The sequence below is a fragment of the Paeniglutamicibacter sp. GQ140 genome (assembly GCF_059759235.1).
In genome coordinates, this window is sequence record NZ_JCAXDW010000019.1 from 1 (window position 1) to 19,371 (window position 19,371).

At 64.2% G+C, this 19,371-nt stretch carries 19 protein-coding genes; 12 read left to right on the forward strand and 7 right to left on the reverse strand.

The window, feature by feature from the left end; all coding sequences use genetic code 11:
- Window positions 1-156: 156 nt before the first annotated feature.
- Window positions 157-1,158, reverse strand: coding sequence for an AsnC family transcriptional regulator (locus AC6CHY_RS19315; protein ID WP_498227911.1), 1,002 nt, complete (start codon window positions 1,156-1,158; stop codon window positions 157-159).
- 117 nt (window positions 1,159-1,275) lie between these two features.
- Here AC6CHY_RS19315 and AC6CHY_RS19320 point away from each other — a divergent pair, with 117 nt between their 5' ends.
- Window positions 1,276-2,547 carry a metal-dependent hydrolase family protein gene (locus AC6CHY_RS19320; protein ID WP_217390965.1) on the forward strand — a complete coding sequence of 424 codons (1,272 nt, stop codon included), beginning with the start codon at window positions 1,276-1,278 and terminating at the stop codon, window positions 2,545-2,547.
- Window positions 2,544-4,115: an AbgT family transporter gene (locus tag AC6CHY_RS19325; protein ID WP_254456432.1), complete on the forward strand. Its 1,572-nt coding sequence runs from the start codon at window positions 2,544-2,546 to the stop codon at window positions 4,113-4,115. Before AC6CHY_RS19320 ends, AC6CHY_RS19325 begins: the two co-directional genes overlap by 4 nt.
- A 420-nt stretch (window positions 4,116-4,535) precedes the next feature.
- Here AC6CHY_RS19325 and AC6CHY_RS19330 read toward each other — a convergent pair whose 3' ends face one another.
- Together AC6CHY_RS19330 and AC6CHY_RS19335 are read right to left on the reverse strand one after the other, a co-directional pair.
- Entirely contained in the window at window positions 4,536-5,882 is a 1,347-nt protein-coding gene (locus AC6CHY_RS19330) for an MFS transporter (RefSeq protein WP_217390966.1), read from the reverse strand.
- A 189-nt stretch (window positions 5,883-6,071) separates the two neighbouring features.
- The gene (locus tag AC6CHY_RS19335) at window positions 6,072-6,569 is read right to left on the reverse strand and encodes a flavin reductase family protein (protein WP_336245173.1); all 498 of its coding nucleotides are present in this window, start codon (window positions 6,567-6,569) and stop codon (window positions 6,072-6,074) included.
- A 230-nt stretch (window positions 6,570-6,799) separates the two neighbouring features.
- Between AC6CHY_RS19335 and AC6CHY_RS19340 the strand changes: the two genes are divergently transcribed.
- From AC6CHY_RS19340 to AC6CHY_RS19355, 4 genes are read left to right on the forward strand one after another with little or no spacing between them, the layout of a single operon-like run.
- Window positions 6,800-7,327 (forward strand): cupin domain-containing protein, encoded by a 528-nt coding sequence (locus tag AC6CHY_RS19340; RefSeq protein WP_498227912.1) that lies wholly within the window; start codon window positions 6,800-6,802, stop codon window positions 7,325-7,327.
- Window positions 7,327-7,785: a nuclear transport factor 2 family protein gene (locus AC6CHY_RS19345; protein ID WP_498227913.1), complete on the forward strand. Its 459-nt coding sequence runs from the start codon at window positions 7,327-7,329 to the stop codon at window positions 7,783-7,785. The genes AC6CHY_RS19340 and AC6CHY_RS19345 overlap by 1 nt, the downstream gene beginning before the upstream one ends.
- An 8-nt stretch (window positions 7,786-7,793) precedes the next feature.
- The gene (locus tag AC6CHY_RS19350) at window positions 7,794-9,029 is read left to right on the forward strand and encodes an acyl-CoA dehydrogenase family protein (RefSeq protein WP_498227915.1); all 1,236 of its coding nucleotides are present in this window, start codon (window positions 7,794-7,796) and stop codon (window positions 9,027-9,029) included.
- 14 nt (window positions 9,030-9,043) lie between these two features.
- Entirely contained in the window at window positions 9,044-10,387 is a 1,344-nt protein-coding gene (locus tag AC6CHY_RS19355; protein ID WP_498227917.1) for a carboxylesterase family protein, read from the forward strand.
- On the opposite strand, the gene AC6CHY_RS19360 is transcribed toward AC6CHY_RS19355, so the two are convergent.
- Window positions 10,311-11,240, reverse strand: a complete 930-nt coding sequence (locus AC6CHY_RS19360) for a PaaX family transcriptional regulator (RefSeq protein ID WP_498227918.1) — start codon at window positions 11,238-11,240, stop codon at window positions 10,311-10,313. The two genes, AC6CHY_RS19355 and AC6CHY_RS19360, sit on opposite strands and share 77 nt — an antisense overlap.
- Before the next feature lie 506 nt (window positions 11,241-11,746).
- Here AC6CHY_RS19360 and AC6CHY_RS19365 point away from each other — a divergent pair.
- Complete coding sequence (locus tag AC6CHY_RS19365; protein WP_498227919.1) at window positions 11,747-12,793, forward strand: PDDEXK nuclease domain-containing protein; 1,047 nt, start codon at window positions 11,747-11,749, stop codon at window positions 12,791-12,793.
- A gap of 332 nt (window positions 12,794-13,125) precedes the next feature.
- On the opposite strand, the gene phtC is transcribed toward AC6CHY_RS19365, so the two are convergent.
- A complete protein-coding gene (gene phtC / locus AC6CHY_RS19370) occupies window positions 13,126-13,863 on the reverse strand; it encodes a 3,4-dihydroxyphthalate decarboxylase (RefSeq protein WP_498227920.1) in 738 nt (245 codons plus the stop codon).
- 233 nt (window positions 13,864-14,096) lie between these two features.
- On the opposite strand from phtC, the gene AC6CHY_RS19375 reads away from it, so the two are divergent.
- The 5 genes from AC6CHY_RS19375 to AC6CHY_RS19395 all read left to right on the forward strand — a co-directional run bounded on the left by AC6CHY_RS19375 (window position 14,097) and on the right by AC6CHY_RS19395 (window position 17,902).
- Entirely contained in the window at window positions 14,097-14,423 is a 327-nt protein-coding gene (locus AC6CHY_RS19375; RefSeq protein WP_264268569.1) for a 2Fe-2S iron-sulfur cluster-binding protein, read from the forward strand.
- 70 nt (window positions 14,424-14,493) lie between these two features.
- Window positions 14,494-15,741 carry a Rieske 2Fe-2S domain-containing protein gene (locus AC6CHY_RS19380; RefSeq protein ID WP_498227922.1) on the forward strand — a complete coding sequence of 416 codons (1,248 nt, stop codon included), beginning with the start codon at window positions 14,494-14,496 and terminating at the stop codon, window positions 15,739-15,741.
- Window positions 15,738-16,226, forward strand: a complete 489-nt coding sequence (locus AC6CHY_RS19385; protein WP_498227924.1) for a hypothetical protein — start codon at window positions 15,738-15,740, stop codon at window positions 16,224-16,226. The genes AC6CHY_RS19380 and AC6CHY_RS19385 overlap by 4 nt, the downstream gene beginning before the upstream one ends.
- The gene (locus AC6CHY_RS19390) at window positions 16,223-17,035 is read left to right on the forward strand and encodes a 3-methyl-2-oxobutanoate hydroxymethyltransferase (RefSeq protein WP_498227925.1); all 813 of its coding nucleotides are present in this window, start codon (window positions 16,223-16,225) and stop codon (window positions 17,033-17,035) included. Before AC6CHY_RS19385 ends, AC6CHY_RS19390 begins: the two co-directional genes overlap by 4 nt.
- An 18-nt stretch (window positions 17,036-17,053) precedes the next feature.
- Window positions 17,054-17,902, forward strand: a complete 849-nt coding sequence (locus tag AC6CHY_RS19395; RefSeq protein ID WP_498227926.1) for an alpha/beta fold hydrolase — start codon at window positions 17,054-17,056, stop codon at window positions 17,900-17,902.
- 25 nt (window positions 17,903-17,927) lie between these two features.
- Here AC6CHY_RS19395 and AC6CHY_RS19400 read toward each other — a convergent pair whose 3' ends face one another.
- Window positions 17,928-18,395 carry an RpiB/LacA/LacB family sugar-phosphate isomerase gene (locus AC6CHY_RS19400; protein ID WP_310289542.1) on the reverse strand — a complete coding sequence of 156 codons (468 nt, stop codon included), beginning with the start codon at window positions 18,393-18,395 and terminating at the stop codon, window positions 17,928-17,930.
- A complete protein-coding gene (locus tag AC6CHY_RS19405; protein WP_498227928.1) occupies window positions 18,395-19,324 on the reverse strand; it encodes an ABC transporter substrate-binding protein in 930 nt (309 codons plus the stop codon). The genes AC6CHY_RS19400 and AC6CHY_RS19405 overlap by 1 nt, the downstream gene beginning before the upstream one ends.
- Window positions 19,325-19,371: the final 47 nt, after the last annotated feature.

The following is a 19,371-nucleotide window of genomic DNA, read 5'->3' on the forward strand; positions in this document are numbered from 1 at the left end:
ACGCCGAGGGGCGCAACCCGGCCGGCCTGCGATATTACATCGAAGGGGCCAGCCAAGGGGTCGGAAAAGAAGCACCTTCCTGCCGACACGCGCGCCTGGTGACCGGTTGCTGATCCACACCCCTAGGCCCCAGCGGGTAGAGCGAAGGCAAAAAACTCAGAATCCCACGGGCAGCACGTCGCCAAATCGCCCGGATTCGGTGATGCGCGCCCCGTTGTATTTAAAGGTACGCAAGACGATGCGCCGGTCATCGATCGTCAGTCCGGGAATCGCGTGCAGGATCTTGCGTTCGACGGCGAGCGAATCCCAGGGGCTGTTCAGCCACACCACCATATGGATGTTGTTGGCGCCGGTGACCGCCGTCATGATCCGGATTTCGGGCAGTTCCGCTGCTAGGTTGGGGCCCACGAGCAAGATGTCTTCGGGTGACATCGACCCCCAGAACACGGCGCTGACATTCTGGCCAAGCCCCTGTCGCACAATGTCGCACCGCACCATGATGTAGTTGCCGCCAATGAGGCGGTTGACCCGCCGCGCCGCCGCGGGTGGGGTGATCCCGGCACGCTGGGCGATTTCCCTGAAGCCCATGCGACCGTTGATGCTCAAGGAGCGCACGATTTCCTGGTCTATCTCATCCATCGCGACATGAGTCTCTCCGCCGTGGGATTCCGGGGGGTTCGCCAGCCGGCGCAATTTGCGCATGGTAGCCGGCGGCAACGCACGAAAATGCCAGTTGCTGGCTTCCACTAGCTGGCCTGTCACGGTTCGCACCGAGTAATGCAACACTCCGTCTAGGGAGCCAATGGTGGTGAGCAGGAAGTCGGCCAGGCTCTGCCCGGGGGCTGCGACCGTCACCAGAAGATGTGCGGATCCCGCAATGAACTGGATCGTCATGGTCCTGTGGTCCTGAAACAAGTCTTCGGCCACCTGGGTGACTTGGCTGTTGCGGCAAGTCAGTTCGATGAATGCCAATTCCATCAGTGCCGCCATGCCCGACCCCGGTGCAATCGAGATGCGCGCCATGCCTGCATTGGTGATGCGTTCCCAGCGTCGGGCCAGGGTGGTGGCATGTTGGCCCAGGATCACGGACAGCTCGCTCCAGCTCACGCGCGGCGCCAATTGCAGCGCATTGACGAGTTCCATGTCGTTTTCGGACATGCCGTCAGTTCCTTGCAAGTTTTTGCTCCTATAACCATTTTCGTGCGTTTTGAAAGAAAAGCGCCTCATCATCTTAGCGTTTAGTTCGATATATGACCTGGAGCACATGGAGGAAAGATGCCACAGCAGCGACAAACGGTGATCGAACATGCAACCTTGATCGATGGCACGGGTGCCGCCCCGGCACAGATGCACACCGTCGTCTTGCGTGGACGCAAGATCCAGTGGGTTGGACCGGACGCCGAGACACCCATCCTGGACACCGATGCGGTCCGCATTGACGGGCGCGGACAATTCCTGCTCCCTGGCTTCATCGATTCGCACGTCCACTTGGCCATGCCCGCCGGCCAGCTCAGCGGCACAGGTATGTTGCACCTGCCCCCGCGTTTTGGCTACTACGCCTCCATCCCGCTGCTGCGCGCCACGCTCGATGCCGGCGTCACCACCGTGCGCGACCTGGGCGGCATCGATATGGCGACCGAGGTTGCCATTGAACGCGGGCTTATCGAGGGTCCCGAAATCGTCTTTGCCTACCGCGCCCTGGGACCCACCGGCGGCCACGGCGACTTCCGCACCTGCTGCGGATTCAACCAGGGCGAGGCATTGTCCCCCAACGGGGACATCGGTTTCCTGACCGACGGTGTCGACGAGGCGCTGCGCAACACCCGCGAGGTCATGCGCCTGGGCGGTAAGGTCATCAAGGTCATGGCGGGCGGCGGCGTCTGGTCCCCGCGCGACACCCCTTGGCACGACGGCCTGAACATTGCCGAGATGCGAACCATCGTCGAGGAAGCGAGCAGCCACGGCGTACCGGTGGCCGCCCATGCCCAGTCGGCGCGTTCCATTTCCAACGCCCTGGTCGCGGGGGTGCGCAGCATCGAGCACGGCTACGAAATCGATGACAAGGCCATCGAATTGATGCTTGCAAAGGGCAGCTTCCTCGTTCCCACCCTGAGCACAGGAACCATCCCCCCGGACCCGGCCAAGGCCGCCCCGTATGCGGTGGAAAAGAAGCTGCGCCTGCAGGAAAAGCTCTACGGCTGCGTCTCGAAGGCCATCTCCGCCGGGGTCAAAGTCGCGCTGGGGACCGATGCCGGGGTCTGCGAGCACGGCATCAATCTGACGGAGCTTGGACACTTGGTCGATTTCGGCATGTCCCCCATGGATGCGCTCGTGGCCGGAACCTTGAACGCCGCAAAGCTGCTGCAATTGGAGGACCGCGTTGGATCCATCGAGCCCGGCAAGGACGCAGACATCGTGCTGACAGGCGTTGATCCGCTGGGCTCCATCCACGCGCTGGCCGATGCGAAGAACATTGATATCGTCTTTGCCAAGGGCCGGATGGTTAAGGACCTTCGTACCTCGGTCCCCGCAGGAGTAGGCGCATGAGCACATTGATGGGCAAGAAGCCGGCGCCCCGGCCTTCCAGCGAGAAGAAGAAGTTCGGAGCGGCCGCCCTTGACCGCATTGAGCGCGTGGGCAACAGGCTGCCCGAGCCCTTCGCCCTCTTCCTGTACCTCTTCCTGGCCGTGGGACTCATTTCCACGGTGGTGTCCTGGTTCAATGTCAACACCACGCTTCCCGGTGCCGAAGGACCCACCGCGATCAAGGGCCTGTTCACCGGCGAGGGCATCACTTGGCTGATGACCACCGCAGTGCAGAACTTCATCGGGTTCCCGCCCCTTGGGGTAGTGGTCACCTTGTTGTTGGCCGTGGGTGTTGCCGAACGCACTGGCCTGCTGCTGGTGCTGGTAAAGTCCACCCTGGGCCGCGCCCCTGCCTGGGCATTGCCCTACGTCATGGCACTGGTGGCGTTGTGCGCGCACATCATGTCCGACGCCTCGATTCTGGTCATCCCGCCGATTGCCGCCCTGGTGTTCCGAGCCGCAGGCCGCAACCCGGTCGCGGGCCTGCTTGGGTCCTATGCCGTGGGCATTGCCGCCTTCAGCTGCACCCCGTTCGTCACGTCGACCGACGCCTTGCTGGCCGGCATTTCCAACGCCGCCGCAGTCCCGGTCGCCGGGCTGGTGCTGCCGGTCACTGCGGTGTCCAACCTTTTGCTGAACATCGTGCTCGCCGGTGTCCTCACGGTGGCCGGCGGCCTAGTCATCGACAAACTGCTCGAGCCGCGGCTGAACCGCACCGGTGTCGGGGTCAACGCCACGGCAGCCGAAGAAGCCAGCACGGACGTCACCGCCGCGGAGAAGTCGGCCCTGCGTTGGGCAGGAATCGCCCTGTTGGTGGTCGTCGGGCTGATCCTGGCCCTGGCCCTTCCGGCCGGTGCGCCGTTGCGCAACGAGACCGGCGGGTTTCTGCCCAAGTCCCCCCTGTTAAGCTCGGTCATCTTCATAGTGTTCTGCGTCGTGCTGGCGCCGGCCATTGTCTTCGGCGCACGTCTGCGCTTGATCACCAACATCCAGTCGGTCGTGGAAATGATGGGACAGGCAGTGAAGGACGCGGTGTCCTTCATCGTGGTGGCCTTCATCTTGGCCCAGTTCCTCGCCCTGTTCACGTGGTCGGGGCTGGCGTCCTGGGTTGCCGTGTCGGGCGCGCAAACGCTCAAGGACGTGAACTTCACCGGCTACGGGGCCATCATCGCGTTCATCGTGGTGGTATCGATTCTGAACCTGTTGATATCCTCGGGATCCTCCCTGTGGACGCTGATTGCCGCGGTGTTCATCCCGATGTTTGCCCTGATCGGTTACGAGGCCGGATTCGTCCAAGCCGCCTTCCGCGTGGGAGATTCCGCCACCCAGGCACTGACTCCCTTGAACCCGTACTTGGTGATTATCCTGGGCTTCTTGCGCAAATACGAGCCAGAAGCCGGCATCGGTTCCATCATCGCCCGCATGCTGCCATTCACCGTCGTATTCTGGGTCCTGTGGGTGCTGGTGCTGACGCTGTTCTTCATCACCGGCACGGGCACGGGACCGGGCATGGACATCATGGTCGGATGATGTCTCCCGACATCCCGGGGTAAAGACGAGCAGGGCCGGTTGATTTTCCGGCCCTGCCCGTCTTTGCCGATGGCGCCAACGACAGGGATGCCACTTCACCGAGACCTATCCCGCGGATTCTGCAAGAGGATCATTTCTGAACGACAGAAGTGCGATTATCGGCGATCATCAACGAGTCGTAGTAGGCATTGCAACCTCTGTGGCGGAATATCGGCATCGGCACGGTCGATTCCCCGATTCCTGGGGGAGCAATCCGTGCTGTCGCGCTTGCCGTGGGTAGCAGGGTGGTGACCCGGCCATGGTCATCCGAATTGCCCTGTGAGGGCGGCATCCAATACCGGTGTACCAAACACCCGGGGGAGGGCCGCGTGGCCCTCCCCCGGGTGAGATTCGGGAATAGGGTATCCCCGTGGGCACGGACTAGTCGTTGAGGTCCTTGCCCTTCGTTTCGGGGGAGGCGATTGCTGCGATGAGTACGAATGCGCAGAGCACCATCAGGTAGATGTCGAAGATCCGTGGGTTGCCTTGGGAGTACAGCCACGTCTGGAGGTAAGGTGCGGTGCCGCCAGCCAGGGCCCCGGCGATTGAGTAGGGCAGGCCCATGCCCACTGCGCGCACATGGGTGGGGAACTGCTCGGGGAAGGTCGCGGGCATGATTGCCGTTGGCGCCGAAATCAGGATCATGCCCACGCCCATGTAGCAGGCCAGGCGCCAGACCTCGGGTCCGCCGTTGAGAACGAGCGTGAGCGGAATGATGAGCACGATGGCACCGATGGCGAAGAAGTACCAGTTGAACTTGCGGCCAATGCGGTCCGAGAGCCAGCCCCAGAACACCAGGCAGGCCATGAAGAAGACGTTGGCGCCGGTGCTGATCCACAGTACCTGGGTGGGGTCCATTTTCAGCGGGCCCATGGCGAAGGCCGGGGCCATGATCGACCAGACGTAGAACATCACGGTGCCGCCGGCGGCCAGGCCGACGATGCGCAGGCAGGCGCGGCGGTGGCGCCAGATCTCGCGTCCCAACCCGCGTGTGCGCGGAGCTGCCAGCCCGGCGGCCTTGGCTGCCTCGGCGGCTTCGACCTTGGCGCGGAACATGGGGGTTTCATCCAGCTTGCGGCGGAGGTATAGGGCGTAGACGCCGAGTAGGCCGCCGAGGATGAAGGGCACCCGCCAGGCCCACTCGCGCACGGCGTCGGTGCCGAGGGTCGAGGATAAGACGGCGCCGAGCAGGGTGGCGGCGATGACGCCGACGGTGACGAAGACGAATACCGAGGATGACCACAAGCCGCGGGAGTGCCGCGGGGCCATTTCCGTGACGTAGGTGAACGAGGAGACCACCTCGCCGCCGTGCCCGAGGCCCTGGAGCATGCGGCCCGCGAGCAGGAAGACTGCCGCAGTGGCCCCGATCATTTGGTAGTTGGGGGAGATGCCGATGAGCAGGCTGCCGCCTGCGGTGATGAGCATCGATACGCTCATGGCGTGGCGGCGTCCGTACTTGTCGGCGAACCAGCCGAAGAACAGTCCGCCCAGGGGTCGCATGAAGAAGCCGGCCCCGAAGATGGCCAGCGTTCCCAGCAGGGCCGTGACGGGGTCCTGGGCATGGAAGAACTGCCCGGCAAAATAGGCGGCGAAGATGGAATAGGCGGTCCAGTCGTACCATTCGAGGGCGTTGCCGACGCCCACGCCAAGGATGATCTTGCGCTTTTCCTTTCGCTCCATGGGAGTGTCGGACGAGCCGGGTAACGCTGTGGTGGTTGTTTCAGTCATGGTGGTGCCTTCGCGAGTAGACGTCGGACGGGTGGGATCTCTGGGCTTCGTGGAAAGGCCACGGCCTGGCACCTGCATCCCACGCATGGTTCACGCTTCGTGCGGGTGCGGGCGCTTCGCCGGCGGCCCCGGGGCCGCTACGGTCTTGTAGCGATCGTCATCGAAATGCCCGATCGCCGGGATGCGTGGTTATGCGGCGAGTTGCCTGAAGGCGGAGTCGTGGAACACCAGCGGGCTGGTCTGCTTGTCGAGGTGCAGGGCATGGATTTCCAGCAGCACCACGTCGTGGTCCCCGGCGGGATGTTCGTCGAAAACGCTGCATTCAAACCACAGGGAGGCGTTGGGCAGCAGCAGGGCGCCTGAATCCAGGCGATGCACCTCCACGCCGGCGAACCGCGCGTCCTTGTCCCGATTGGCGAGCTGCCTGCAGAGCGCGCCCTGGTCCTGTCCCAGGATGGAAACTCCGACGCGAGTTGCCTGCCGGAGAATGGGCCAAGTCCCCGAGGACTTCTGGACCGCGAACATCACCAGGGCCGGCTCGAGCGAGACGCCGACGGTGAACGACGAGGCGACAAGCGCATGGGCGAGGCCGTCGACCTCGGCCGTCATCGCGGCAACCCCTGAGGGAAAGTGGGCAAAGGTCTCGCGGAGGACCTGCGAGTCCAGGGACTGGGATGTCATGATCATTTTTTGCTCCTTGGCTGGTTCCTCCACCGCCGCCGGGGCTCGGTGGAACTTCCTGTGAGCAGAAGCCTGCCAGATGAAAGCGAGCGTGTATAGCTCTTTTTGAACGTTCGTCTAAATTTCGGCAATATGACGCGGCTCACAAAACTTTATTGCACTTATGTTGCGACCGTAGTAGTTTCGGTCACAACATACGGTGCCGGTGCACCCACCCGCCATGAAGGAGCAAAAAAATGACACAGCAAATCCAGCGCCAGACCAGCCGCCTGAGCGTGGTCCGCCAGTCCGAGCGGGAAAACCTGTGGTTCCTGGGCGACTTGATCCAGCCGATCATCAGCAGTGAAATGACGGACGGGCGATTCATGATGGCACTGACCCACTCGAAGCTCGCCTCGGAACCGCCGCTGCATGAACACATCGGCGAGGACGAGATCTTCTACATCCTTGAGGGAACCGTGACGTTCTGGGCCGCGGAGGCCGACGGCCTGGTCCTTGGCCCCGGTGACTGCATCCTGATGCCCAAGGACGTCCCGCACACCTTCCAGGCCAGCCCCGACATCGAAGCCAAATGGCTGGTCATGTCGGCACCCGGCGGGCTGGAGAAGTTCTTCCGCGCCGTGGCCATCCCCGCGGACTACGCCGGGCCGCAGCGCGGCTGGGAAATGGACGAGGAAACGGAACAGCGCCTGCAGAATGCCTGCGACGATTTCAACATCACGCTGCTGGCCGAGCCCGGGGTGGCGACGGGGACGGGCGCCTGATGGAGGACGCGTCCGGCTCGCAAATGCTCGCGGTGCGGACGTTCTGGGAGGCGCAGGCGGCAGGAGACGCGGAAACGGCCCGCGCGGTCCTGGCCGAGGACGTGGAATGGACGCTCGTGGGCCGGCACTCCGCCTTGGCGCGGACCTATCGCGGGGTGGATGAATTCTTCGAGGAATTGATCGGAACGCTCGCAGCGACGTTCATGCCGGGCAGCGCCGTCATGGAAATCCGCGGCATGTATCTCGACGCCGGGCAGTCCACGGTGGTCACCCACCTGCGCGAAACCGCCACCACCCGCGACGGATTGTTCTTTGACAACGACATTGTCACCATCATGACCGTCATCGACGGACGCATCACCCGGTGCCAGGAATTCATGGACCTCCACGAGGTCCGCCGAACCTTCGGCGAAGAAGACCTGCGCACGCCCCTGGCAAGATCCAACATCCAAGGTTAGGCAGAGCAATGACCCAAGTAGCAGTAAACCCGTCCACCGAAGACACCCGTGCGGTCATAGCCGAAGCCCCTTCGGCGCAGGTCGTCTCCGACATGGTCCAACGCGTCCACGAGATCGGCCCGCTGTTGCGCAAGAACGCGGTGGTTGCCGACCAGCAACGCGTGATGTCTGATGAATCCATGGAGGCCCTGGATTCCATCGGGGCCATGCGCATCGCAGCCATGCGGCGCTACGGGGGCCACGAGGGCGGCGCCTCGATGCTCCTGGAGGTCGCCCGCACCATCGGGTACTACGACCCTGCCGCGGCCTGGTGCACCGTCATCTCCAACGGATCGGTCATGCTGGCCAACCGCTACTCCGATGAGGTCCTCGACGAGGTGTTCGCCGACGGCCCGGTGCGCATGGCCTCGATCTTCGCCAGCCCGCAAGGCACCGCAACCCCCGAGTCAGGCGGCTGGCGGGTCACCGGCGAATGGCCGTTCGCCTCGAACTCCTCGCACTCCGAGTGGGCCATTGGCATTCTCTTCATCGAGGACGGTACAAGCGAAACCCCGCAGATCGGCTTCGCCTTGATGCGCCGCGGCGAATACGAGGTCAAGGACACCTGGTACACCATCGGCATGCGCGGCTCGGGATCCAACACCATGTCCACCCGGGACCTGTGGGTGCCCCGGGACCGGGTCATCACGTTCCAGCAGCTGATGGGGGACGCGAACGAAAAGGATCCACACGCGACCTTTGCCCGGCGCCTCACCCCGCACCTGACCATGTCCACTACCATCCAGGCCGCATCACTGGGGGCCGCGGCAGCGGCGCTGGACTTCGTCACGGAAAAGGCCCAATCCCGCGGTATCACCTACACCCAGTACAAGCGCCAAATCGATTCCGGCGCCTTCGTGCAGAACCTGGGGCAGGCGAGCATGAAGATCGATTCGGCCCTGCTGCTGCTGCGTCGTTCCGCCGCCGAGATCGACGCCGCGGCCGCAAGCACCACGCCCATTCCTTTGGCGGATCGCGCACGGAACCGCGGCGGGATCGGGCACGCGGGCCACGAATTGGTGGACGCGGTCAACGACTTGTGCTGGTTGCACGGGACCGCGGCCTTTGCCGAGAACAGCCTGCTGGGACGCATGTGGAGGGACATCAACACCGGGACACGGCACGCCTCGATTACCGCACCCATGGGCTATGAACTCCACGGCAACGGCATGACCGAGACCGACTACATCTCGACGAAGCTGTAGGGCAACGACACGTGATGGGAACCTCCAGCCCCGTGGCCCCGGGTAGATTCAGGGAAAGGACAAGCGAGGCAGGGATCCGTTCCGTGCTGGGCATCCGGTATGCGCGGCTGTCGGGAGGGGAACGGTTCGCCGCCCCCGTCGCGGCGGCCGGCCAGCTTGATGTCGACCGGCTGGCCGGGGTTCCCGTCTTTCCCCAGCTCCCCAGCCGGCTGGCTGCAGCCATGGGAGTGGGCGAGCCCAATCCGCAGGCCGAGGATGCCTTCTTCCTCAATGTCTGGGCACCCGCAAATGCCATCGGAGCGCCGGTCGTGGTCTTTGTCCACGGCGGTGCCTGGATGGGCGGGGGAGGATCCAACGAATGGTATGACGGTTCGTTGCTGGCCGCCGAGGGCATGGTGGTAGTGACGGTGAACTACCGGCTGGGTCCCGTGGCCCACTTGGCGCCGCCGGACACACCCGACCTCCCGCTGCAGGATCTGGCACTGGCCCTTGCCTGGGTGCGGGAGAACATCGGGGCCTTCGGCGGGAACCCGGACGAAGTGACGGTGGCCGGGCAGTCGGCAGGGGCCTGGTACGTGCATCTGCTCAGCCTGGATCCTGCCGCGCGCGGGCTCATGCGCCGCGTGGCGTTGCTGAGCATGGCCACGCGCCAACCGTGGACGCGCGAACGTCTCGGTGCCGTGAGGGATGCTGCGGCCCGGCTCCTGCATCCGCAGACGATGGAAAACGCCGGGATCCCGGATCTGTTGAGGGCCGGCGCCGGCGCCCTGCAGGAAACCGCCTTGCCGCGGCCCGTGGGGCACGCTGCCTCCGGGTACCTGCCCAGCGAAGCGGTGAACATTCCCGGGCGCTTCCTTGACCCCGCATGGTGCGCGCAACACCGCCACGTCGAGGAGGTCCTGCTCAGCTTCACGGCCGATGAAACGGCGACGTTCTTCTTCGCCTCGGATCCGGAGCGTGCGGTGACCCATGAAATGGTTGAGGACTGGATCGCGGCCCTGGATCCCGGCGCCGTGCCGCCCGCAGCGGAAACCCGGTCCCGGGGGCCCTACGAGCGGCTGGTGGCGATTTCATCGTGGATCCAGTTCCAGCGATTCCCCACGGAACTCCATGCCGCCTACCGCCAGCGAGGACTGGCTTCGGAGCTGATGGAACTAAGCATGCGCAGCCCGCTGCCGGGGCTGATGGGCGGGCATTGCCTCGACTTGCCGTTCTGGTTCGGAACCCGCCGCGCCTGGGCCGACGCGCCCATGCTCGAAGGCACCGACCCCGAGCAATTCGCTAGGCAGTCGCTGCTGCTGCGCCGGCGGCTTGCCGGGTTCGTCCTTGGCCGGCCGGACCCGCAGCCGAATGGATGACCCGCTGGGCGTGCCAGCCCGCCAGCGGGCTGAGCCGCGCCCGCAGGTCCAGGAAGAGGGAACGCGCCTCGCCGCCCTTCCAGGATTCGGGCAGCGCCTCGGCCGGAAGGCCCGGATCCAGATAGGGCAGGGCGCGCCAATCGGTCACCATCCGAATGAAGTCTCCGAAGGCCGCCCGTGAGCCGGCTTCCGTCTGCTGGGCCGGATCGCCCCATCTGCCCAGCAACACGGAGTACTTGTCGATAAATTCCTGGTAGTGGGCTTCCAGGCTGTCCAGGTCCCACCACTGGGCCACCTTGGTTCGCAGTTCCTTCGGCCCGCCATGGTCGGCGTGGAAAAAGTCGACGAATTGGAGCAGGTCGTTGTCCTGCAGGTATTCCAGGGCCTCGTCGTAGACGTTCCCCGGGGCAACACACAGTCCGGCACCGACCACGCCGAACCCCATCCGGGCCAGCCCGCTGCGGATCTTGTGGCGCTGCCCACGCTGGGCCTCTGGAACCGAAAACGACACCAGCAGCCAGGGATCGGAGACCCGTGCCGGGTGAGGCGAGAAGATGCGTTCGTCGCCCACGCGCATGTGTTCCTCCAACGCGGGCGACAGGGCATACCCCGCCTCGCCCTTGACATGTTCGCTAATGAGCACTTCGCGTTTTTTCAACCGGGAAATCGACGACCGGACACTCGCCGGCTCGGCACCGAGATCCTGCAGCAATTGCACGATGGCGGCCACGGCGATCGGAACACCGGCCGGACGCGCGTAGAGACCAAAGACCGTCAGGATATGACGATGGTGGGCAGCCTGCCCCAACTCCCCGGTCAGGCGACCGGCAATGATTTCTTCAATTGCACGCATACTTCGAGCGTATCAATACGAAGGCATGCCTAACGCAAAGTCCATGGTCATAATCAGCCCATCCTTGCACGGACTGACCGGCATCTCGCAAACGAAGGGCGCTGGTCCGGAACCCAACGAGGCATTTGGCGCCACCTCCGCCGACTGGCATATCTCCCAGGAAACCGTGGGAGCGCGACCCCATCCCAAGCCGGATCACTGAGCAGATTCCCCGATGGACGGGAAAGCATCATCGTGCGACAGGAGTGCGGTTATCGGCGATTAGACCATTCCGGTAGACGTGGCGGGAGTACCCACATCTACCGGATATTTCCTCGAATCCACACGGCGCCGGACGTGGCTTCCCGATCAGAAAGTGCCCATTGCCCCCGCTCAGCCCGTCCGCGGCAACCCCTGCCAATAATTATCTTGTCAGTTGATGGGGTCAGGCCCTTTGTCCGCCAATTGTCCGGACGGCGTCTGGACAATTGGGCCGGGACGTCGGTGCCTCCAACTAGGGTTGAACCATGACCGAGCTCGAGCCTGACCTTCCCGGGGACTATTCCGACGCACTCACCACCCTGAAAGACCTCGTACGGGAAGCACAGCACCGCGCGCAGCGCGTCGTGAACACCGCCATGATCGAGCTGTACTGGAACATTGGCCGCACCATCCTTCAGCGCCAGCATAGCCAGCCATGGGGGAGCAAGGTCCTTGACCGGATCGCCCACGACCTGCGCGCGGAGTTCCCTCATATGAAGGGATTCTCCCGGACCAATGTGTACAACATGCGTGCCTTCGCCGCGGCCTGGAACGGCGAGGAACCAATTGTCCAGACGCCGTCTGGACAATTGAGCTGGAGCCACAACGTCGCGCTCCTGAACAAGCTGGACGACCATGACCTGCGTCGCTGGTACGCCACACGGGCCGTCCAGCATGGCTGGTCGGTGGCCGTCCTCGAGCACCAGATCCGCACGTCCCTGCACACCCGCACCGGTGCGGCCCCGAACAACCTCGAGGCACGGCTGCCGGGCGAAGGCACAGACCTGGCGCGGGAGGTCGCCAAGGACCCCCTGGTGCTGGACTTCCTGGGACTCACCGAGGAAGCCCAAGAACACGCCCTGGAGGAGGCCATGACGCTGCGCCTGTCCCAGACCCTGGCCGAATTCGGGCCGGGCTTCGCCTTCGTGGGGCGCCAATATCACCTGGATGTCGACGGGGACGACTTCTTCGTGGACCTCCTGCTGTACCACGTGCCTTCGGACCGCTACGTGGTGGTGGAGCTCAAGGCCGGCAAGTTCAAGCCCGAGCATCTGGGCCAGCTGAACTTCTACGTCGCTGCCGTCGACGACATGCTCCGGTTGCCCCGGCAGGCACCGACCGTCGGGATCCTGGTGTGCGGGTCCAAGAACGACCGCACCGTGCGCTATGCCCTGGACGGTTCCGCCCAGCCCCTGGCCGTGACGTCCTACACGTACGAGGCCCTGCCGGTCGATGAGAAAGCGACCCTTCCGTCCCCGGATGCCATCACCGCAGCACTCGAGCACGATCCGGAGATCCTGCCCGACGCGTGACGCTTTGAAGGAGCCACCACACCCGTCTCCGAACGGTGCAGGTCACCCAGAAAAATCGGCGGAGAAATGACGAAAGTGCGGTTATCGGCGACCAACCAAGACGATTTCAGCAATCATGCCCCAACCAAGCGCAGCAGGGTTACCTAGGCACGTGAACTTGAACTTAGCGTGGCAGGCCGTAGACGCAAGGCGTTTATAAGGAAATTTCGGTAGAGAATCCTTGTTTTTTGAGGGCTATTTGGCGGCGCTGCCAGCGGCGAATGGTGGATCCCATGTCGGCAACCGGATTCTCCAGTTCACCCCACCTGCGCCGGGACGGCGATGATCGGGTGTCAGTGGGAGGCAAGGACACCGTCGATTCGCGCCATCTCGTGACGCCACGCCGTGCCCGTGTTGAAACCCGCTCCGAGGTCGGGCAGTTCGGCCATGTCCTCGTCGGAGAGATCGCTTAGCGTGCCCCCGGCGGAGAGGATGTCCATCGAGAGGCCGGCGATCGTGTCGACACTGATCGTCTGGAGCACGGCCTGCTCCACGGTGGGTGCCACGCTAGTGATGCCATGCGCCCTGAGCACGAGGACGGGACGTCCCTGCATTGCGGCAACCATCTCGGCCGCGAGCGAGTGATCTCGTACGAGCACGCCCCGTGGATACACCGGTATGCCCCCTGCCGCGAGCCGAGTGCCGGGGATGTCGAATGCGCCGACGATTGGGCGGATCGCAATGCCGGCGAGGTCGGCTGCGACGATGCGCGGCGGGTGCGCGTGCACTACCGCCGCGACGTCGTCGCGGGCCCTGAGCACCGCTGTGTGCAGCGGCAGCTCGTTCGGCACGGACCAACCGTCCAGCTCGCCCGGTGCGGCTTCGGTGCCGTCGAACCGGACGAGGCGGATGTCTTCGGCCTCGGTGTAGCCGAGACCTCGTTCGCGCGGACCCCGGCAGCGCACAAGGAGACTCTCGTCGTTGACGCGCAAGCTGATGTGTCCGAGGATCCCGTCGGCGAGGCCGCGGCTCGCGAGTACACGGCATGCGTCAGCGATGAGTGACCGCTCTTCTTCGAAGTTGTCGAGCATGCTCTTCCTTCTCATCTGTTGGATCTGCGGTCCCGCCTTCGAAGCCGGGCCTCACTACGCCCGTTGGTGGCGCACATATTGCCCTGGGGGTTTCGACCTTTGGCCGTCGCCAGCCAGCATAGCCCGTGAGCGCGAAAGTGGGCGAATGGCGGGGGCGCCAGCGGATTTCTCTTGACAGGTCCTCAACCTGAGGTATATTGGTCAGGCCATTAGTTATATCGGAGGAGCCTTAAATGCCCAAGGTTGTGTACGTCGGGAACGGCAATGAAAAGCATGTGGTCGATGCGACGATCGGTGAGAACGTGATGAGCGCGGCTGTGCGCTCTGGAGTCCCCGGAATCGTCGGCGAATGCGGAGGACAGATGTCCTGTGCCACGTGCCATGTGTGGGTCAATGACGAATTCCGCGAACGAGTCGGCGGTCCTGGCGAGATGGAAGCTGACCTTCTTGACCTCGGGGTGTCGGACTACACGGAGGCGAGCCGTCTCGGTTGCCAGATCTCCATCACTGACGAGCTCGACGAACTCGTCGTCGAGCCGCGCCCTGAAGCATGGCACTGAGAGAAAAGGGATAACGATGTTGCGTCCAGATATAAATGACCTGCTCACGCAGACCGGCCCAAAGACCCCCATGGGCAAGTTGTTCCGGCGCTATTGGCAGCCGGTCCTGCATACTGATGAGCTGCCTGAGGACGGGTGCCCACCCGTCCGAGTGAAGATTCTCTCGGAGCGGCTCATCGCCGTTCGCACGCCTGAGGGTGAATACGGACTCATGGACGAGTTCTGCGCGCATCGCGGCGTGTCGATGTTCTTTGGTCGTGTTGAGAACGGCGGCATCCGTTGTCCCTACCACGGCTGGAAGTACAACGCCGATGGACAGGCGATCGAGGTACCCAGCGAGCTCAACAACTCCGAGTTCTGCAAGAACGTCAAGCTCCGCTCTTACCCACTGGTCAAGGTGGGTGACCTTCTGTGGGCCTACCTTGGGGAACCCAATATGCAGCCGCCGCTTCCGACATGGGAGTTCGCGACCGTCCCTTCGGGACAGACCTTCACGTCGAAGCGACTCCAGGAGAGCAACTGGCTCCAAGCGCTCGAGGGGGGGATCGACTCCAGCCATGTGACGTGGCTCCACGGCGGTGGCCCGACGGGTGCCGGGCTTGAGGCCGACCCGTTGTTCGCAGGGGCGAAGGGTAATCAATACAACAAGGGCGACGTGAAGCCCTCCTTCGAAGTCGTCGAGAACGAGGGAGGACTGCTGATCGGCGCACGCCGCAATGCGGAGGAGGACCACTACTACTGGCGAGTTACCCCCTGGGTGCTTCCCAACTTCACCCTGGTTCCTCCACGTGGCGACCACCCCGTGCACGGTCACTTCTGGGTGCCGATCGACGACGAAAACTGCTGGGCCTGGAGCTTCGACTATCACCCTACGCGAGACCTCACGGAAGCGGAGGTCGCGGCGATGAAGGCCGGAGCGGGTGTGCACAGCAAGAACATCCCCGGCACGTATCGTCCCGAGGCCAACAAGGACAACGACTACCTGATCGATCGCGATAAGCAGAAGACGGGTGAATTGTTCTCAGGCGTCGAGGGCATCGCAATTCAGGATTCTTCCCTGCAGGAGAGCATGGGTCCGACAGTCGATCGCACGAAGGAGCGGCTCGTCGCGACCGACGCCGGAATTATCAAGGCTCGTCAGAAGCTGCGTCGTGTCGTTGAGGCGCTGCGTGATCACGGCACCGAGCCGATGGGCAACGTTCCCGAGCACCAGAACATCCGTTCCGTGGCGATCGTACTTCCGGCGGACCAACCGTTCGTCGAAGGTATCGGAGACGGGTTCGAGGCGCGCGCAGGCGTTCGGCAGACCACGGTATGATCACGACTGCACCGATCTCGGTTAGCGCCTGTGCTCGTGCGGCCACGGCGGAGGAGGCGGCCTACCGCATTGACTATCCGCTGGCATACGCCCGCTCGACCCGTGTGGTCGCATTCGATGAGACGGCGGAGAAGACCGTGCGGTCCGTCTCCGACGGACCTTGGGGACAGGCACAGTTCTATACGACGTCGGACTCCGGCGAAGAGCTCATTACCCTCGATGGCGAGCGGCGCCCGATGGCGATGGAGATCGAGCACTCCGACTCCGTCATCATGGTCGCGACGAATTCGGTCGTCGCGAATGCCGCCGCCGCAGTGGGTGTGGCCTGTCGCGAACGGTCGATCATGACCGCAGGTCTGCTCCTGCTGGACGCGGGCGCGCTCGGCGGCGACGCATTGAGCGCGCTTCGTCCATATGCCCGCATCCTGCTGGTTCCCGCGGACGAGGAAGACCTCTTCGAGCTGTTGAAGGGGATCAGGGCATGAGAACGATTCCTCAGCTCCAGGCGATGAAGCATGCGGGTGAGAAATCCGTCTGCTTTGTCTGCTGGGATTTCCAGATGGCGCGCATAGCCGATCGAGTCGGCGCCGACATCATATCGATCGGCGACACGGTCGGCGTCAACTTGTGGGGTCAGCCGAATCCGCTGGAGATCACATTCGACGAGCTACTCGTAGTCGCGAAGGCGGTGCGCCGCGGCGTGACGAACGCGCTCCTGAGCTGCGATTTCCCCTTCGGTCCGTTGCAGTCCGGAGGTGCGCTGCCCGCTGCAATCCGCTTGGTGAAGGAGGCGGGGATCGACCTCGTCAAGCTCGACGGCGCCGCCGACTTCCCGGAGGAGGTCGAAGCGCTCACGCGAGCGGGAATCCCGGTCTTCGCGCAGTTCGGGATCACGCCGCAGACCTCGCTGAAGTACGGTCTCGACTACTCGAGCGCCCACACCGTCCAGGTGCCTGACGAGCTGACGGAGGAGCTCGTCGCCGAAGCCAAGCGGTTGGAGTCGGCCGGCGCCGTGCTGCTTAACTTCACGAACTCCGGGTCGGTCGTGGGACCGGCCGTGGCCCAGGCGGTCTCGATCCCCGTGCTCGGCGGCTTCGGCGGAGGACCCTGGCTGGACGGCAGGATCCGCATGGCCACGGCGGCGCTTGGATACAACGAGAAATGGCTTGATGCCGAGCCCGACACGTACGCGAACGTCGCTCGCATCGCCTACGACGGACTTGCTGCCTGCGCAGAAGACATCCGCGCGGGACGCCAGATCCGTGGCGGCATCAAGGTCCCCGGCGCAAGTTGACAACCAGAGGAGAGGGCCATGCCCGTTATTGAAGTGGACGGAATCCGCACCCGCTACGAGATGGTCGGCGAGGGTCCGCCGATCCTGATGTTTAGCCCAGGCGGCTTCGACTCGAGCCTGGATAACTGGACGACGTTCGGGCGTTACAAACAGCTTGGATTCGTCGATGCCCTGTCACAGGATTACACCTGCATCGTGTTCGATCGGCGCGAATCGGGCCAGTCGGGCGGTCGCCTCGAGCGGCTGGCCTGGCCGAAGTACATCGATCAGGCGATCGGTCTGATCGACCACCTCGGTCTCGACGCCGTGCACACGATGGGCGGGTGCGTCGGCTGCTCGTCCGCCGCACTGCTCGCAATCGCGCAGCCTGAGCGCGTACGCAGCATGGTGCTGTTCTCCCCAGCTGGCGGAGTGACGTACCGGGCAGCTCAGAACCAGCGCTTCACGCAGCATCTCGGGTTCGCCCTGGAACACGGAGTGAATGCCGTCGTCGAGCACGCACGGTCCACCACTGCGGGGTTCACCAAGGATCCCCGCGTCGGGCCATGGTCCGCGGCGCTCCGCACTGACGAGGCATTCGCCGAGCGCTACGCGTCCACGAGTCTCGAGCGGTACCGAACGATCGTGTCGGGATCTGCGCGGCTGTTGTTCGACCGCGACACCGTTCCAGGGCCGGAACCGGAGGATCTCCAGCTACTTGAAGTCCCCGCGCTCGTCGTGCCCGGCGAGGATCTCTCGCACACCCGCTCGGCCGCGCGCTACCTCGAGGAGTGCCTGCCCCGGGCCGAGTACTGGGATGTGCCGGTCATCGAGCAGACGCCCGAAGCGTCGACGGCACGCGTGCGCGAGTTCCTTTCGCGCCACTGAGGCCGGCGGCCTCGGCGAGGAGTGATCACTCCTCGCCGAGGCCGCTCTCGATACGCGCGATCTGCGCGATCCGCTCTGCGTGGACGCCACCCTTGAACGGCGTCGCAAGCCACCGGTCGAGCAGCGTGAGGGCGGTCTCGTCGTCGACGACCTTCGTGCCGATCACCATCACGTTGGCGTCGTTGTTGCCGCGCGAGATGTCGACGGAGAACTCGGAGTACGCGAGCCCCGCGCGGATCGCACGCACCTTGTTGCAGGCGATCACCTCTCCCTGGCCGCTGCCGCCCACGATGATGCCGAGGTCGGCATCGCCCCGGGCGACCGCCCGGGCGACGGCAGCGCACAACGGCGGATAGTCCACCGTTGTGCCGCCGCGCGGGGCCAGGTCCAAGACAACATGGTGGCCCCGGGCACTCAAGACGCCCACGATGCGGTCGATGAGCCGCACGCCGTGGTGGTCTCCTGCGATGGCGATGCGTGCGAGATCTGGCATCATCCCTGAAGCTCCAAGGTTCCGTCGGCGAAGAGGTCCTCGATCACCGGACGGGTGCGGACGATGTGCTGGCTCATCGCGTTGTCGATGAGCTCTTCGAGCGTACCCCGATTCTTTTCGACGCCGTAGGGCAGGGGGTCTGATCCCGTGATCTTCATGACCCTCGCCAAGATCTGATCCTGGCGGCTGTCGCCGGGACCGCTGCGCAACCGCTCGACGTAGCGACGCTTCGCCTCGGCGAAATCAGCGAACAAGGTCGAGGCCAACTCGGGGTGCTGTGCGAGCAGCTCGTCTCGCACGACGACGAGGTGGTTGATGGGGAAGACCCCGCGCTGCCGGAGCACGTCGGTCGCTGCCTCGTCGGGGTTTGCGATCTGGGAGACCACCTCGGGATGCGTGATGCCGGCACCGACGACGGCGTCGATTTCACCGGCGAGGAGCATCTCCTCGAGCGTCGCCCCGTGGGGTGCGCGGAGCACGTTCTTCGGAGGCACATACGCGGGGACATGCTCGTCCCCTGAGCACACCCAGGTCACCGAGTCGAGATCGAGGCCGGCCTCGGCCAGTGCCGCTCGACCCCAGACTCCCGTGGTCACCGTGTAGCCGCGGTTCACGCCGATGCGCCTGCCGGCGAGGTCTGCGACGGGTCGGCTGCTGTTCTTCCGCAGCACCTGGGTGGCACCGTGGTGGAAGTCGCGCACGAGGAAGATCGGCAGTGCGGTGAACGCTACGCCGTGCTCCTTCGCGGTGAGATATGTGGTGAGAGCCATCTCGGCGACATCGAACTCGAGATCGCGCACCATCCTGCGGAACCCCTTCACGAGGACGGGTTCATCGACGAAGTCGAAGCGGAGCCCGGACGCCGCCGCGCCACCCTCGATCAGTGCGCGATTTGCTCCCTGCTGGCGCGTGAGTAGTGACAAGTGCATGAATCCTCCATGTCGTCAGAAAAGTTGTCTTATTGGATGCTAGCCTT

What these genes read in the sequence shown, in the direction of transcription:
- AC6CHY_RS19315 (WP_498227911.1), bottom strand. Translation starts at nt 1,158, where the DNA reads ATGTCCGAAAACGACATGGAACTCGTCAATGCGCTGCAATTGGCGCCG.
- AC6CHY_RS19320 (WP_217390965.1), top strand. Translation starts at nt 1,276, where the DNA reads ATGCCACAGCAGCGACAAACGGTGATCGAACATGCAACCTTGATCGAT.
- AC6CHY_RS19325 (WP_254456432.1), top strand. Translation starts at nt 2,544, where the DNA reads ATGAGCACATTGATGGGCAAGAAGCCGGCGCCCCGGCCTTCCAGCGAG.
- AC6CHY_RS19330 (WP_217390966.1), bottom strand. Translation starts at nt 5,882, where the DNA reads ATGACTGAAACAACCACCACAGCGTTACCCGGCTCGTCCGACACTCCC.
- AC6CHY_RS19335 (WP_336245173.1), bottom strand. Translation starts at nt 6,569, where the DNA reads ATGATCATGACATCCCAGTCCCTGGACTCGCAGGTCCTCCGCGAGACC.
- AC6CHY_RS19340 (WP_498227912.1), top strand. Translation starts at nt 6,800, where the DNA reads ATGACACAGCAAATCCAGCGCCAGACCAGCCGCCTGAGCGTGGTCCGC.
- AC6CHY_RS19345 (WP_498227913.1), top strand. Translation starts at nt 7,327, where the DNA reads ATGGAGGACGCGTCCGGCTCGCAAATGCTCGCGGTGCGGACGTTCTGG.
- AC6CHY_RS19350 (WP_498227915.1), top strand. Translation starts at nt 7,794, where the DNA reads ATGACCCAAGTAGCAGTAAACCCGTCCACCGAAGACACCCGTGCGGTC.
- AC6CHY_RS19355 (WP_498227917.1), top strand. Translation starts at nt 9,044, where the DNA reads ATGGGAACCTCCAGCCCCGTGGCCCCGGGTAGATTCAGGGAAAGGACA.
- AC6CHY_RS19360 (WP_498227918.1), bottom strand. Translation starts at nt 11,240, where the DNA reads ATGCGTGCAATTGAAGAAATCATTGCCGGTCGCCTGACCGGGGAGTTG.
- AC6CHY_RS19365 (WP_498227919.1), top strand. Translation starts at nt 11,747, where the DNA reads ATGACCGAGCTCGAGCCTGACCTTCCCGGGGACTATTCCGACGCACTC.
- phtC (WP_498227920.1), bottom strand. Translation starts at nt 13,863, where the DNA reads ATGCTCGACAACTTCGAAGAAGAGCGGTCACTCATCGCTGACGCATGC.
- AC6CHY_RS19375 (WP_264268569.1), top strand. Translation starts at nt 14,097, where the DNA reads ATGCCCAAGGTTGTGTACGTCGGGAACGGCAATGAAAAGCATGTGGTC.
- AC6CHY_RS19380 (WP_498227922.1), top strand. Translation starts at nt 14,494, where the DNA reads ATGGGCAAGTTGTTCCGGCGCTATTGGCAGCCGGTCCTGCATACTGAT.
- AC6CHY_RS19385 (WP_498227924.1), top strand. Translation starts at nt 15,738, where the DNA reads ATGATCACGACTGCACCGATCTCGGTTAGCGCCTGTGCTCGTGCGGCC.
- AC6CHY_RS19390 (WP_498227925.1), top strand. Translation starts at nt 16,223, where the DNA reads ATGAGAACGATTCCTCAGCTCCAGGCGATGAAGCATGCGGGTGAGAAA.
- AC6CHY_RS19395 (WP_498227926.1), top strand. Translation starts at nt 17,054, where the DNA reads ATGCCCGTTATTGAAGTGGACGGAATCCGCACCCGCTACGAGATGGTC.
- AC6CHY_RS19400 (WP_310289542.1), bottom strand. Translation starts at nt 18,395, where the DNA reads ATGCCAGATCTCGCACGCATCGCCATCGCAGGAGACCACCACGGCGTG.
- AC6CHY_RS19405 (WP_498227928.1), bottom strand. Translation starts at nt 19,324, where the DNA reads ATGCACTTGTCACTACTCACGCGCCAGCAGGGAGCAAATCGCGCACTG.